We start from the raw sequence: 15,116 nt of genomic DNA, 5'->3' as shown, positions 1-15,116 counted from the left end.
GCTTGTATTCCTTTCGCCTTATACTTCAGTCAAGAAGTTTAAAAGTCCGGTAAAAAAAACTTGCTGCGCATGCGGAAACGTCTTCCGATGCTGTTTTCCGCCTGCTTCGCATGTATTCACCGTACTTTTAGGGCTGGGAGGAATTAAGAATGGCTGTGTTAGAAGCGCGTGCATTGACGAAAATATATGGCGCCAGGAATGGGAATGTTACGTACAAGGCATTGGAAAATTTCGATCTTCGCATCGAGGCGGGTGAATTTGTCGGGGTGATGGGACCTTCCGGAAGCGGGAAAACGACACTGCTCAATTTGCTGGCGACCATCGACGCTCCTACCTCTGGCAGCATTGAAATCAACGGAACCGATCCAAGCCGGCTGAAGAACGACAAGCTTGCGCTGTTCCGCCGCCGTCAGCTGGGATTTATATTCCAGGATTTCAATCTGCTTGATACGCTTTCAATCAAAGAGAATATCATTCTTCCGCTCGTTCTGGAGAATAAAAGCAATCCGGAAATCGACAGAAGGGTTAAGGAAATAGCTTCGCTGCTCAATATCAACCACATTCTGGACAAGCGGACATACGAGGTGTCGGGCGGACAGCAGCAGAGGGCCTCAGCGGCACGCGCCATGATTCATAAACCCGCTATTCTGCTGGCAGACGAGCCTACGGGAAATCTGGATTCGAAATCAGCCACAGACTTGATGGAAGCGGTCAAAGATTTGAACGAGCAGCAAAAAGCGACCTTGATGATGGTGACGCATGATCCGTTTGCAGCGAGCTATTGCAGCCGGATCGTATTTATCAAGGACGGCGCATTCTTCTCGGAAATCAGAAGAGGATCGAACCGCCAAGTATTCTTTCAGCAAATACTGGATGCCGTCAGCCTGTTGGGAGGGAATTTTGATGACCTTTCGCCAGCTCGCTCTTAAGAATGTGCAGGGAAATTGGCATCAATATATCGCCTACTTCCTGAGCAGTACGTTTTCCGTCATGATTTTCTTTATATTTGCGGCTTTTATTTATCATCCCGGCGTGGTGAACGGGCATATCGATGCAGCTAGCAAAATCCGCAGCGGATTGGTCGATTGTGAATATCTCATCATTATTTTTTCCTTCTTCTTTGTCCTGTACTCCAATTCGGCTTTCCTGAAGTCGCGCAAGAAGGAGTTTGGCTTGCTGTCCTTATTCGGCATGACGCACAGGCAGATCCGCCGCCTGGTTTTCTATGAGAATACGGTAATCGCGTTGGCTGCAATTATTGCGGGCATCGGATTTGGAACGCTGTTCTCCAAATTATTCTTCATGGCATTGTCGGAGCTGCTGGATGTGACCAATCCGATTCCGTTCGCGATTGTAACGAAAGCGATTATCATTACGGCAGCCGGTTTCTTCGTGCTCTTCCAGGTCATTACGCTTTTCACGTTGTCAAGGGTGGGCAGAAGCCAGATTATCGATCTGCTGAAGGCAGCCAGGAAGCCGAAGAAAGTGCCTGTTTTCTCCCCATGGCTGATCGCGCTATCGATCGTTAGTCTGATTGGCGGTTACGGTTTGGCCCTCATTACAACAAGGCTAACCTTTATTCTACTGACTCTCCCGATTTTATTTCTGGTTGTTGTCGGAACCTATTTCCTGTTTACACAAAGCAGCATAGCGCTTTTTCGCAAGCTTCAAAAGACGCATGCCTTGTATTACAAACGCACGAATATGCTGACGGTGTCCCAGATGGTGTTCAAATTGAAGGACAATGCCAGGGTGCTGTTCATGGTTTCGATACTGAGCGCGGTAATCCTTACGGCATCCGGCACCTTTTACATTTATTATCAGAGCGGGCAGCAGCAATTACTGGGCTATTTCCCCCAAACCTTCTCTATTGAAGAGGCGGGCCTGAACAAGCATGATCTCATCCAGCCTGACAAAGTCAATGAAATCTTGAAGAATGACGGGGTATCGGTAAACTATAAGCTGGAAATGGTGAACGTCCCCATAACGTATCACAACGGGCAGTTGAACGAGGATTCCGAAGCCGTTCTGATAGCTCAGCGCGATTACAACAGCCAGGCTGCAAGGATGAAAGGCATTGAACCGATCAACGTTAACGAAGGTCACGCTATGTATATCTATCCCTTTAGCGGTGACTTCAATGAATCCATCCAGGAAGGCGATGTGATTTCAGCCTCTGCCGGTGATCTGCCGCTTTCCCTGAAGCTGGAAGGACAACGAAACAAAACGATCGTGAATCTGATCGGTATGGAGCTGTTTGTCCTTAGCGATACTCAATTTGATCAGGTTGCCGCCAAGCTGCCGGACCATGACAAGTCCGTGTATTATGGGTATGAATTGAACGATTGGGAATCTCTCAATGCCACAGTGAAAAAAATCCATGACCAAATTCCGCAGGAGCTGCGCGGGGGCTTTCATGAAAGAGTATCGCAGTATCTGGACGGCAAACAGCTGAGCGCTCTGACGCTGTTTATCGGTATTTTTATCAGCTTCCTGTTCTTTATCGCTTCCGGAAGCATGATTTATTTCAAGCTGTTCACGGAGCTGCAGGAGGATCAGGCGCAGTACAAATCGCTAAGGCGGATCGGGATGACCATCAAGGAATTGCGGAAAATTACCTCCTTGCAAATCGGCATCATTTTCTTCGTACCGTTCGCTGTTGGTGTCATTCATGCTTCCTTTGCCTATGTGATATTGGGGAATGTAATGGCAGTCAGCGTCTGGCAGTACGGAATGGTTGTCATCGGGATCGTCTTCCTCATGCAGCTCATTTATTTTCTGCTCACGAGAAGAGCGTATATGAACAAAATTACGAGCATCCAGTAAGCAATCCTGCGAAATGATACGAAAGACCATAAAACGCACAATATGGCATCAACCTGTCAAAAAGCAGGATTCTTAAGGAGTGGAAAATACGTTATACTAGAGTCAATGTAGAGGGAAACGAGGCATTGGCTCAAAATGAATTCAACACATCCACGATCTTCAAGGCAGCGCATCTGGATCGCGGCAGCCGTAATCGGCGGGTTGATCCTAATGTTTGCGGTTATTTTCATGCTGCTCCTGCATCGGCTGCAATCCGACGGTTCACGCTCGACCGTATCCCATCCGGCCGCAAATTATGAGTATATGACAACAAAAGCGTCCAACGGCATCGAGCTTGATATCCTGAAAAGCCGTCCCTCGAACGTAACCCTGGAACGTATAGACCAGAATGTTACCCTGTCCGATTATTATGGCATTAACGGCGGATTTTTCTTCGAAGGCGATTTGCTGAGTATTGCGATGGTCGATGGATTCCCGGTAGCAGGCGCAGAGGAAGAGTATGGATCAGGCTATGAAAATGTCAAATACCCCCGCGGCACGCTTGCCTGGGATGGGGCGAAGGACGAGCTGAGCGTGCAGATCGTGGCCAAAGCGTCGGAGCTGAAGGTAACCGACCCCAACCGCTTCTGGGCGCAAGGCGGGATCAGCATGAGCATTGGTCACGATGACATCTGGCGGCAGCAGGCCGATCAAGAAAATGCGCCCTTCCCCGATGATAAGCGGCTGAGGTCGGCTATGGTGTATGACAGCAAGGGCATGATCTATCTCGTGGTCAGCGGGATGGAAGGAACATTATCGGATTTCCGGGACGCTATTCTGGAAACCGTCGGCGACGGGCAGCTGGTGGACGGCATTTTCGTCGACGGGGATGGATCCTCCCAGCTGCAGGCCGCCGAAGCGGTGCTGCCCGGCGATAACCGGCCGGTGATGCAGATGGTGCGTTTGATTAATTAGAAATTCCCGCCCTGCGTTTACAACAACTCCCTGCTTCTGGAAGGATACTGGCAGAGATACTCGTTGAGCTATGCCGGCATCCATTGTACAATAAGAAGCATAATCATCCTATTCAGGGAGTTGTTGAGATGCCTAGCGAGAACGTCCTTTGGGAAGGGAAGCCATTTAATTTCGGGATTCCGAGCTTTACGAAGTATACGATCACAGACCGCAGAATTATCGTGGAGAGAGGAATGCTCACCAAGAAACGCGAGGAAATTCAGCTGTACCGGATTCGCGATGTTTCCTTGAAGCGGAATTTGTTTGAGCGAATGATGAAATTAGGCGACATTACCATTCTTTCCACGGACACAAGCTCTCCTACGTATACGCTGCGGAATATTAAAGACAGCATCAAGGTGATGGATACGTTGGGCATCGCTGCCGAGAATGCCCGAATCAAGAACCAGACGCATGAGCTTACGGAAATTCAGGTCTGATCCGGTTTTTAGATGTATTATATTGCAGGGAGATGGAGCTGCCGGCTAAAGGTGAGCTTCTTTTTTTGTATGTTATCATGTGTATTATCTATCATAATCATAGAAACAATAATATTGATGAATCATTATCGCTTCCAGTATGCTTTAGAAGCAGCAACATGATAATGAGGGGGACAACTAAATGACGACAAGGATAGCGGATATAATCATTCCCGACAGCAAGCTGGCTTTGGAGGCGGCTGAGCTTCTGAGAGAACATGGTGATTCTCTGCTATGGAATCACTCGCATCGCGTCTATCTGTTCGGTGCTCTCCAGGGCGAGCAAGCGCAATGGAAGTACGATGCCGAACTGCTTTACATCAGCGCGCTGTTTCATGATTTGGGACTTACAAAAACCTACAGCAGCCCGGATAAACGATTTGAAGTGGATGGCGCCAATGCCGCACGCAGCTTTCTGCAGCAGCATGGCGTTCCGGATGAAGCCGTTCGTCTGGTATGGGATGCCATCGCCCTGCACACGACAATCGGGGTTGCCCAGTACAAGGAGCCTGAGGTTGCCCTGATTTATTCCGGTGTAGGCTATGATGTTATGGGAGAAAACTATGAGGGCATCTCTGAAGAGGTGCGTGAGCAGGTGGTATCCGCATTCCCGCGCGGCGATTTCAAGAACAAGATCCTGCATGCATTCCTGGAGGGCTTCAGACATAAGCCGGAAACCACATTCGGCAATATCAAAGCAGATGTATGCGAGCTCCTGCTTCCCGGCTACAAGCGGACAAGCTTCTGCGATTGCGTGCTACATTCGCCCTGGAAGGAATAGCCCCAGAATTGAATCAGCAGGACAAAAATCAGACAATCCCCGGTATCGGGGATTGTTTTCCTGTATAGTGGGGATAGTTATTTTTTTGTACGGTAAACTGGTTGAGGGGGAAGTTATGGAAATCAGACAGCTGGAGTATTTTGCGGCGATATGCCAGGAAAAGCATTTTACGCGGGCCGCGGAGAAATTAAATGTGACCCAGCCTACGCTCAGCCATCAAATCAAAGCGCTGGAGGATGAACTGGGAGTTCCTTTGTTCGACCGGATCGGCAAGAAGATTGCTATTACGGAAGCGGGACAACTGCTGCTGAAGCACTGCGGACAAGTCTTCAACAGTCTAAGCAGCGCACGTGAAGAGATCAGCGAGCTGCAAAAGATCAAGCGGGGCAGCCTTGCTGTAGGCGCGCTGCCGGGCGAGCTGAGCCAGCTTGTCTCATCGCTGCTGCTGGATTATCATCGGAGCCATCCCCATATTCTGGTCAAGGTTGTCAGCTCGGATGATGTGGCGGAGCGTATTCTTCGAAGCGAGCTTGATTTGGCGATTACGATCCTTCCTGTCGAAGATGAGCGGATCACCGAGATTCCTTTGTACGACGAAGAGTTATGTCTGGTTGTTTCCAGCGGCCATCCGCTGGCTGAACGGGATGAGGCTGACATGGCCGAAATCAGGGATTTGCCCTTTATCTTGTTTCCGCAAAATTACCGCTGCCGGGAGCAGATGGATCTGGCTTGCCGCGCCGAGGGGATCCATATAACGCCGGTTATCGAGACGGATTCAGCCGTGTCCATTATCAATCTGGTAGAGGAGCAGGCGGGAATCTCGATTCTTTCCAGGACGCTTCTGAATCTGGCCCATAATGATAAAATCCAGATTTTGAAATTGAATGCCCCCGCCTTACACAGAAAAATTGGCGTCATTCATCACCGGGACAGGTATACCGGGTTTGCGGCACGCGAGTTTATAGAGCTTTTGCACCGGGGTGCTGAGGTTTCGGGTCTTCCCGACCGCACCTTACCAACATCAAGAGAGCTATAAAATGCTTTCCGGCGGTTTTACAAATCTGTCTTGTCTATGCCGGGTGCTGTTATTCGTCACTGTGTCGGCGGGATTTCTAAGCCTCGGGAATGACCATGGCCAGGTAGTTGGTGATCAACGCTGCATCTTCGCTCTTGCATCGGTGACGTTTATCTGTACGGTAAAGGTCTGGCGGATGGGGGACAAGAGTTAGGGAAACGGGCGGGTTGCAAGGAAGCATCATTCACCCCTTTGATTGAGCTCAAATTCGAACTTCTTTAGTGTTTGCAGCCCGGCACAGCAGAGATTGAACGGTGAACGGGAAGGGTCACTCCATTGAGAGACCCTTCCCGTCTTGGCGTGCAGATGCACGGATAAACCAGCTTCGACGCAGATTGAGAGCCGCTATATAAATGATAATTACCGCTGCGTGCCGCAGCTCTATTTTGCCATTCTGGTCGTAATGAACATATGAAAACGGTCATAGCCGCGGTCCGTCAATATGAATCTCATAAAAATAAAAAATCTCGCGAAGGAACCTGTCAAATAACGTGTTTTGGGCTTTTTCGCCAGGAGCAGCTTCAGCTCCAGCAAACCGTTGATGCCTGCTGGAAAGCGATAAAATTCTGAAGCTGGACAGCCTTGTCTTCAGCATGTGAGGCAGCTTATTGGCGTTTCCTTCTCCTCTTATCGAAAAATTCAAACAATAGCCATGAAAAGGGCACAGTTTAGCCCTAATTGGCCGCATACACAGGGATGATTCTAAAGTAATGTAGGAGTAGAAGGAAGTATTGGCGCGTAAGCAGCAAAAAATGCTTTAGGAGGTTTTTCGTATGATTATTGAAAATGCGGGCATTAAAGGAATTGTCAATGATCTTGCTTATCTGGACGAAGTAACGACGAAGCTTGGTTTCGTTCGTTGGCAGTGGGAATATACACGGGCTACGTATGATTTGAAAATAGAAGAAAAATCCGATGGCGAGGATTATTTTCTCCGCTTCAATGCCAGAGCCATCGAGGGCAAGCTGGAATCTCCTTATGCGGTGCTGCAGCTGGGAGACGCCTATATCGGCAGAGCCACTTTCCCGCATGGCCTGGATTATGAGTCGCCGATTCCGGAGCCCGTCCTGAGGGTGTCCCGGCGCAAATTGTCGGAGCTGCAAAGTCTGCTTAGCCACTCTGAGGGCGTGAAGGAAATTATGACCAGAGACTGCGTCACGGTGCCGGTCCATGCGAGCCTGCATGATGCCGCCCTGCTGATGAAAGAACGCAATATCGGATTTCTTCCGGTCATTGGCGAGGGCAAGGAACTGGCAGGCGTCATTACGGACCGCGATCTGGTTATCCGCGGCTATGCGGATCATCAGGACGAGTCGGTGACGGTCGGCGAGATCGTCAGCAAGGATATCACAACAATATTGCCAAGCGCGACGATAGAGGAAGCGGCCAGGATTATGGCAAAAGAGCAGGTCCGCCGCCTTCCCGTAGTGGACAATGGACGGCTGCTCGGCATCGTAGCGCTGGGGGATATTGCCTCGCGTAAAATCCTGGCCCACGAGGCTGGAGAAGCACTGGGTCAAATCTCGCTTCCGGAGCAGGCCTGATTCATCATTCATGTAGAAATCGTGAAGCCCTCGGGATCAACTTGATCTCGGGGGCTTTTTATAGGTATGATTACGTTGAACCATAAGTAGGATGGAGGAATATAAAACAATGGAAATTATATTTCATGGACACTCTTGTGTACAGCTTGTAACAGATGGCAAGTCGCTGCTGATTGATCCTTTCCTGAGCGGCAACCCGCTCACAACTATCAAGCCGGAAGAGATCAAGACCGACGCTATTCTGCTCACGCATGCGCATGGCGATCATATTCTGGATGCGGAGCCGATTGCCCGCAATAACGACGCTCCGGTCGTTGCCATTGTAGAGCTTGCGACCTATATGTCCTGGAAAGGCGTCAAAACCGTCGGCATGAACATGGGCGGAACGTTCGATCTTGGCTTCGCGCAGGCCAAAATGATACAGGCCTTCCACAGCTCGGGTATCGTGCTGGAGGACGAGCAGCGGATCATGTACGCAGGGATGCCGGCGGGTTATATCATCCGTGCCGAAGGACTAACGATTCTTCATGCTGGCGATACATCATTATTTGGCGATATGAAGATGCTCGGCGAGCGTTATAAGATCGATGTCGCTTTTGTTCCAATCGGCGGCCATTTCACAATGGACCCGGAAGATGCTTTGCAGGCAGCAAAGTGGTACGGCGCCAAGCTGACCATACCTGTTCATTACGACACTTTCCCGCCTATCCGCCAGGACGGGAGCGCGTTCGTCAAGTCTCTGGAGGAACAAGGCTTGAGAGGCCAGGTGCTGGCACCGGGCGAGCGGATCGAACTCCACGCACAGAATTAAGCGGCCTATCGCGAGGCGCTGCCGGTTCGAAAGAGAGAAAGCCCTCAGGATCTTTGGATCCTGAGGGCTTTCTCCTTCCAGCTTTGAAGAAGCTGTATTTGGAAACCGTAAACGATAAACGAAAGAAAAAGATGTGATTTCTTATTTACAAACCGATGGTCGGTATATATAATAGCAATATAAAATGATTCGATTAAGGATGGTGAATGGAAGCATGGCGCCGCTTATTGGTCTTATGGGTTCTTTTCTTGTTTTTCGGATAATCGGGTGGTTAGGATGGGAATATGTGAATGATTGGGGGATTGCGCTCCGCTTTGGGGTGGCAGTGATGTTTCTGCTGACTGCCTCGGGGCACTGGGGAAAGCTTCGCAGGGAGCTGATTGCGATGGTTCCTCCAAGGCTGCCCCGCCCTGCATTCGTGGTTACGCTGACGGGATGGCTGGAAGTTGCCGGAGCCATAGGGATGGTCATACCCGCGACGGCAGCCATTGCTGCGGCCGCTCTTGCGCTCATGCTGCTGGCTATGTTTCCGGCTAACGTATACGCAGCCAATCACAAGCTCACGCTTGGCGGCAAGCCGGTATTTTCACTGATGCCGCGTACGGTACTGCAAATTATTTTCCTGGCTGCCGTCATACTGGCCGGGTGGCTTCCGCTGCAGGCTGTGACAACCTGACAATAGAAAGGACGGATTCAAGGATGAAACAGGAAGACCGGCGTGAACAGACCAAGCGGCTGCTGCTGGAGACAACGGAGGAGCTGATTCTGGAACAAGGCTGCAGCAAAACGACCTTAAACGATATTATGCAGCGCTCCGGGCTGTCCAAAGGGGCCATATTTCATTATGTATCAGGAAAAGACGAATTGTTTGCCCAAGTACTCGAAGCAAAGCTCGAACAGAAGAATGAGAATTTCATGAAAGCTGCAGGGACGAAGGAATTCGATGGACCGATGAATACCATTTCAAGCGGATTTGCGCAACTAGAGAACCGCAATAACGCGGCCAATCTCATTCTGATGTATTTAATCGGCAAAAGCGACCGGCCGGAGGTTGCTCAAATCGTCGGCAAATTTTATAACCAGGCGGTTGCAACCTCCAAAAGCTGGATAGTAACAGGCCAGAACGCCGGAGTTATTCCTGCTGGCCTTGATCCGGATCAAACGGCCGAGCTGTTTGAGCTGATTACTTTTGGACTGCGGATGCGGAGCTTCTTTGGGGCCGCGGATTCCGCTTTTGGCGCGAAAGAATATGCCTGGTTTATATCCGGGATTCTGCAGCCCGGACGCAAAAAGGAGGACTAACAAGCCATGAAGCTTCTATTATTCATTCATCTTATCGGCTGTGTGCTGTTTCTGGGCAATATTATAACAGCGGCATTTTGGAAGGTCCGGGCCGATGTGAAGGGCGATCCGGCCATGATTCACCAGACGGCGAAGAATGTGATGCTGGCCGATTATGCCTTTACGCTGCCAGGACTTGTGCTGATCGTGGTATCGGGCATCATGATGGCTGTGAAGTCTGGTTACGCAATGTGGGGGATGAGCTGGCTGACAGCCTCGTTGATTTTGTTCGTTATCACGGGCATTCTGTGGGCCGCGGTGCTGATGCCGCTTCAGAGGGGAATGATCAGGCTCAGCGCGGAAGCGGTCAGCGGCGGCGGGGTTTCCCAAGCATACCGGAGAATGTCCGCGTATTGGGCGGTATTTGGCACATTGGCGACGCTTGCGCCCGTTGTGATTTTGTTTTTTATGATCAGCAAGCCTTTTTAAAAGCAGCCGCTTGCCTTTTAGGTATCATTTGATCAGCCGCGTATAATAATAGAGCCGATTGGATTGACGGTTTTCGTTTCTCAAGCAGATGTCTTCACTCGATCTGTCCAAATAGGGTATGATAAAGCTCTGGAGCTTTTTACATATCTGGACAGGAGTGTGGCTGGTATGGAATATCGTTATCTTGGGGCAAGCGGAGTGAAGGTCTCCGTTCTGGGACTGGGCACGAATTCATTTGGTACAAGAGCGGACAGAGAGGCATCCATGGGAATTATTCATCATGCCCTGGAAAATGGAATTAATTTTATCGATACCGCGAATATCTACACCAAATCCGAATCCGAGAAAATAATCGGTGAGGCGCTGGAGGGGCATCGGCATCAGGTCGTACTGGCAACCAAAGCCGGGCTTGTAAAGGGTGACGGCCCCAATGAAAGAGGCTCATCCCGGCATCATTTGATGATGGAGCTGGAAGCAAGCCTGAAGCGGCTGAAGACCGATTATATTGACCTTTACCAAATCCACACATTCGATCCCAATACGCCGCTTGAAGAAACGCTGCGCGCTTTGGACGATATGGTGCGTGCAGGGAAGGTCCGATATATCGGGGCTTCCAATTATGCCGCCTGGGAGCTGATGAAGGCGATTGGCATCTCGGAAAAGTCGGGACTCAACCGTTTTGTATCCAATCAGGTCAGTTATTCCCTGGCGGATCGCATTCCTGAGAATGAGCTTGTCCCGATGTGCCTCGATCAGGGCGTGGGCATCATTCCTTATTTCCCGCTGGCGGGGGGCATTCTGACAGGCAAATATAATTCACCGGAAGCCGCGCCGGTAGGCTCGCGGGCGGATAAGGATCCTAATTTCAAAAGATATCTCGGCGGCGACAAGATCCGTTTGGGGCAGGAGATCGCACGATTGGCGGAGGCCCACGGGTACAGTCCCGGAGTGCTGTCGATCGCCTGGCTGATCCGCAGGCCTGCAGTCTCAACCGTTATTGTCGGGGCCACTAAAGCCGGGCAGGTTACCGAGAATCTGGCAAGTGTTCCGCTTGCCATCGGTGCGGAGCTTGCGGCAGAGCTGGACGAGCTCAGCCGTTCATTCCGTTACGGCGAGCCGTTTGCTCTCTTCCGCCTGCCATCCTAGCGCCCTTACATTATTTTGGCATATGTTCTATAATAATTGATGATGCGACATTGTTCATGCAAGATATTCTTGTGCTTCAATCCGTTGGACAAGCCGTGAGCAGACAAAAATACTGGAGGTTAGGGAAATGAAATTCTTTATTGACAGTGCAAATATCGAGGATATCAAGAAAGCATACAAAATTGGAGTTTTGTCCGGAGTTACGACCAATCCGTCCCTGGTTGCCAAGGAAGGCATCAAATTCGAAGACCGTATTGCTGAAATTTTGCAGCTTGTGCCTGAGGTTGAATCTGTTTCCGCAGAAGTAACGCCAGACGCGATCACTGCTGAAGATATGAAAGCCGAAGCCGATGAGCTGATCAAAATAAATGGCGGCGACAAGAACGTCACCATCAAAGTCCCTATGACCCTCGCAGGCCTGGAAACTTGCCGTTACCTCGCCAAAAAAGGCGTCAAAGTCAATGTAACGCTGATCTTCACCGTGAACCAGGCGCTGCTCGCCGCCCGTGCAGGCGCAGCTTATGTTTCTCCGTTCCTGGGCCGCCTGGACGATATTTCGGAAGACGGCGTCCTGCTGGTCGCGAAAATCGCCGAGCTGTTCCGCGTGCATAATCTGGATGCGCAAATCATCGCCGCTTCCGTCCGCCACCCGGATCACGTTACCCGCGTAGCGATGGCTGGCGCGCATATTGCGACTATCCCATACAGCGTTATCGAGCAGCTGACGAAACATCCTTTGACAGACCAAGGCATCGAGAAATTCGCTGCCGACTGGGTGAAGGCTGTCAAGAACTAGAAGCATCGGTTACAGCTAGGCAATCGTACGGAGCCTGAACCTTCCTGCCAGAAGGTTTGGGCTTTTTTGACCTTTGCCGCTTATGGATATAATGGAAGGAATCGGGCTGTACGGTTCATTTCAGCCGGAAACGGGGATGTATAGTTCAATGATGAAAGGAGGGATTATCCGATGACAGTAAATGAGATGTATCTGGTTACTGCAGCAGAAATGAGGGAAATAGACCGGCATGCCATTGAAGCGACCGGCCTGCCGGCAATGGTCCTGATGGAGAATGCCGGGCGGGCGATTGCGGAGGAAGCGGTGGAATTTGCACGCAAGCAGGGCCAGGAATGCGGACGGAATGGACAAGGCAGCGGGTTCCGCTGGCTGATTCTTGCCGGCAAAGGGAACAACGGCGGGGACGGGCTTGTCTGTGCAAGACATCTGGCTGAGATGGGGTATGAAGTTGGTATTGTTTATGCGGTGCATCCTGATGAGTTGAGGGCTGAAGCGGCGCTGCAGCGCGATATTGTACGGAAGCTCGGCTTGACAGAACTTCCGGAAGCCGTGAAGGAAGACGGTTCCTGGGAAATTTCCTGGCGCAGCTGGGACGGCATTATTGATGCCTTGCTGGGAACAGGGACGACAGGCGATCCCCGCGAACCGTACGCTTCGCTCATTCGGGCGGCAAATTCCAGCGGACTGCCCATTATATCGGCAGATATCCCAAGCGGGCTGGATGCGGATACAGGAGCGGTATCCGATGCTTGCGTGAAGGCGGATCTGACAGTGGCGCTTGCGTATAGCAAGCGCGGTCTGCTGCTGCACCCGGGAGCCGAAGCAGCCGGCAGGGTTGTGGTTCGTTCTATCGGCATTGCGGCGGATCTGGCCAAATTTATTGGCGTAAATACATATGTGCTGGATACCTCCGGGTTGACCCGCAAGTTAAATCTGCAATTTCCCCAAAACAGGCCGCAGGATTCCCATAAAGGCACTTATGGTCATGTGCTGGTTCTGGCTGGCTCCGCTGCAATGAGCGGCGCGGGCGTATTGTGCACGAAAGCCGCATTAAGAGGCGGCAGCGGGCTGGTCAGCTGGGCGCTGCCGGGGCGTCTGGCACCGGCAATGATGGGAGTGCTGCCGGAGGCGATGCTCCTCGGTCTTGACGATGGCGGGAGCGGCCAATGGGGAACAGCGCATATACCGGAACTGCTCGCAGCGGCCAAGGGAAAACAGGCGGTCGTGATCGGGCCGGGTCTCGGCAGATGGGAGGGCGACGCGAAATGGCTTCAGGAGCTGTGGGAAGGTATCGAAGCGCCGATGGTTATCGATGCCGATGCGCTCAATATGTGGGCCGCTTACAGGAAGCTCGCAAACGAAAGGTCACAGGATCTGTCTGTTGAAGCAAATGACAGTGCGCAGGCTCCGGCTGCCTGGCAGCGGCGGGAGGCAGCAACGATTATTACGCCGCATCCCGGCGAAATGGCGCGGTTGTGCGGGTTAAGCACGCCGGAGGTGCAGCGTGACCGGATCGGGATTGCGCGCAGATTTGCCAGGGAGCAGGATGTGATCGTTGTGCTTAAAGGGGCTCGAACGGTGGTAGCGGCTCCTGATGGAGATGTCTTTGTCAATACGACGGGGAATCCGGGGATGTCTACCGGGGGTTCGGGGGATGTGCTTGCAGGTATAATCGGCAGCCTGCTCGCCCAAGGTCTGGATGCGATTCAGGCCGCTGCCCTCGGGGTATTCTGGCACGGTATGGCGGGGGATCGGGCTGCTGCATCCAGATGGTCCAATGCTTCGATCATTGCGGGCGATATTATTGATGCTTTGTAAGCCGGGTTTCCCATGCAGGACATGAAGCTGGGCAGCAGCGATGTTTGCACTCCCCGTCACAGGGTGCTCAATAACGTAAACCCACTGAATATGCCAAATCATGTCGCAAAATAAGCATGGCGGGCTGCCTGCGAGCAGTCCGCCATGCTTATTTGCTATTCTTTTGGAGGTTGATGCGGCAGCTGCAGCCATATAATTGGAGAGTCATACCGCTTACATTTTCCAAATCGGGGGTCCCTTCATCAAGTAGTTGCAGATTGCCTGAGTGATGGCGAGCAATCCGAAATTGATCAGCAGGAAGTACCACTCATCCCACCAGACGAGGCTCCGCTGGATTCCCGCTGCCTTCAGAGCCATTTCCACACCCATGATACACAGCAGGGCGAACAGGTATTTCACCCAAGTATGCCTCCAGTATCGGGTTACAATCATCACCGTGAATAGACTGATACTAATACAGTAGACCGTTCCGAAGGCTGATATATCATGGGACGGATTCTGGAACCAGCCAGGCTCATAAACCCGGTTCGAGAAGGCCATAATGGGAACAATATTCAAAGTATCGGAAATCGCTAACGCAATCAGGAAAAGCAAAAGTCCGAGAACAAATCCGCTCAGAGGGCGGAACATGCTGTGATACAACCATTTGGCAAAGGGGAAATAAAGCAGAAGACCAATAGCCGTATAGCCCAGCCGCCACCAGTTATCGGCGTAGATATGAAGCTCCCGGAACAACCACTCGATTCCGACAAACATCCCGGTAAACACCAGTATCCAGATCCAGCCCAGTTGAAAAGACGACAGGAATACGGCAATGATCGGCAGGGATAGGGCGTTCGAGGCTTTAGCGCCTAAATTGCTGTCGAAATAAGCATTATCTTTTATGAATTTCGGATAATACTGATAGCTTCCCAGAAATGTATAGATAATGGTCTCAATCATATATCCAAAGCCGATCATGGCTATGAACAGCAGCACGCCGCGCACTTCTCTTTTTTTGATAAAGATATAGAGGAGAAGAGCCGCGCTTAGAATCGCCAAACCCAGGTACCAATAAGAATTTGCGCTCATAAACAT

At 51.1% G+C, this 15,116-nt stretch carries 15 protein-coding genes and 1 pseudogene; 15 read left to right on the top strand and 1 reads right to left on the bottom strand.

What is annotated here, in order from left to right:
* The first annotated feature begins 149 nt into the window (after nt 1–149).
* The 15 genes and pseudogenes from AC0YOA_RS03820 (at nt 150) to AC0YOA_RS03750 (ending at nt 14,039) form a co-directional block, all read left to right on the top strand.
* Nucleotides 150–929, top strand: coding sequence for an ABC transporter ATP-binding protein (locus tag AC0YOA_RS03820; RefSeq protein ID WP_475785472.1), 780 nt, complete (start codon nt 150–152; stop codon nt 927–929).
* The gene (locus AC0YOA_RS03815; RefSeq protein WP_475785471.1) at nt 904–2,826 is read left to right on the top strand and encodes an ABC transporter permease; all 1,923 of its coding nucleotides are present in this window, start codon (nt 904–906) and stop codon (nt 2,824–2,826) included. Before AC0YOA_RS03820 ends, AC0YOA_RS03815 begins: the two co-directional genes overlap by 26 nt.
* A gap of 135 nt (nt 2,827–2,961) precedes the next feature.
* Nucleotides 2,962–3,780, top strand: coding sequence for a hypothetical protein (locus AC0YOA_RS03810; protein ID WP_475785470.1), 819 nt, complete (start codon nt 2,962–2,964; stop codon nt 3,778–3,780).
* Between the two features lie 128 nt (nt 3,781–3,908).
* Nucleotides 3,909–4,259 carry a PH domain-containing protein gene (locus tag AC0YOA_RS03805; protein WP_475785469.1) on the top strand — a complete coding sequence of 117 codons (351 nt, stop codon included), beginning with the start codon at nt 3,909–3,911 and terminating at the stop codon, nt 4,257–4,259.
* 181 nt (nt 4,260–4,440) lie between these two features.
* Complete coding sequence (locus tag AC0YOA_RS03800; RefSeq protein ID WP_475785468.1) at nt 4,441–5,079, top strand: HD domain-containing protein; 639 nt, start codon at nt 4,441–4,443, stop codon at nt 5,077–5,079.
* A gap of 115 nt (nt 5,080–5,194) precedes the next feature.
* A complete protein-coding gene (locus AC0YOA_RS03795) occupies nt 5,195–6,115 on the top strand; it encodes a LysR family transcriptional regulator (protein ID WP_475785467.1) in 921 nt (306 codons plus the stop codon).
* Between the two features lie 812 nt (nt 6,116–6,927).
* Nucleotides 6,928–7,269 (top strand): annotated as a pseudogene (locus tag AC0YOA_RS03790) (YugN family protein); the annotation flags it as partial.
* A 24-nt stretch (nt 7,270–7,293) separates the two neighbouring features.
* Nucleotides 7,294–7,698, top strand: a complete 405-nt coding sequence (locus AC0YOA_RS03785; RefSeq protein ID WP_210039638.1) for a CBS domain-containing protein — start codon at nt 7,294–7,296, stop codon at nt 7,696–7,698.
* Between the two features lie 109 nt (nt 7,699–7,807).
* Nucleotides 7,808–8,509 carry a metal-dependent hydrolase gene (locus tag AC0YOA_RS03780; RefSeq protein WP_475785466.1) on the top strand — a complete coding sequence of 234 codons (702 nt, stop codon included), beginning with the start codon at nt 7,808–7,810 and terminating at the stop codon, nt 8,507–8,509.
* A 286-nt stretch (nt 8,510–8,795) separates the two neighbouring features.
* Nucleotides 8,796–9,185, top strand: a complete 390-nt coding sequence (locus AC0YOA_RS03775; RefSeq protein ID WP_475785465.1) for a DoxX family protein — start codon at nt 8,796–8,798, stop codon at nt 9,183–9,185.
* Nucleotides 9,186–9,208: 23 nt separating this feature from the next.
* The gene (locus tag AC0YOA_RS03770; RefSeq protein ID WP_475785464.1) at nt 9,209–9,811 is read left to right on the top strand and encodes a TetR/AcrR family transcriptional regulator; all 603 of its coding nucleotides are present in this window, start codon (nt 9,209–9,211) and stop codon (nt 9,809–9,811) included.
* 6 nt (nt 9,812–9,817) lie between these two features.
* The gene (locus AC0YOA_RS03765; protein ID WP_475785463.1) at nt 9,818–10,279 is read left to right on the top strand and encodes a DUF2269 family protein; all 462 of its coding nucleotides are present in this window, start codon (nt 9,818–9,820) and stop codon (nt 10,277–10,279) included.
* Between the two features lie 168 nt (nt 10,280–10,447).
* Nucleotides 10,448–11,425, top strand: coding sequence for an aldo/keto reductase (locus AC0YOA_RS03760; RefSeq protein ID WP_475785462.1), 978 nt, complete (start codon nt 10,448–10,450; stop codon nt 11,423–11,425).
* Between the two features lie 127 nt (nt 11,426–11,552).
* Nucleotides 11,553–12,221, top strand: a complete 669-nt coding sequence (gene fsa, locus AC0YOA_RS03755; RefSeq protein WP_475785461.1) for a fructose-6-phosphate aldolase — start codon at nt 11,553–11,555, stop codon at nt 12,219–12,221.
* Between the two features lie 186 nt (nt 12,222–12,407).
* On the top strand, nt 12,408–14,039 hold the full coding sequence (locus AC0YOA_RS03750) for an NAD(P)H-hydrate dehydratase (protein ID WP_475785800.1): 1,632 nt from the start codon (nt 12,408–12,410) through the stop codon (nt 14,037–14,039).
* A gap of 213 nt (nt 14,040–14,252) precedes the next feature.
* Here the strand turns inward: AC0YOA_RS03750 and AC0YOA_RS03745 are convergent, their stop codons facing one another.
* Entirely contained in the window at nt 14,253–15,110 is an 858-nt protein-coding gene (locus AC0YOA_RS03745) for a hypothetical protein (protein WP_475785460.1), read from the bottom strand.
* Between the last annotated feature and the right edge of the window lie 6 nt (nt 15,111–15,116).

It is taken from the genome of Paenibacillus sp. JT22N12 (assembly GCF_056269365.1).
This window is presented reverse-complemented; position numbering and strand designations above follow the sequence as displayed.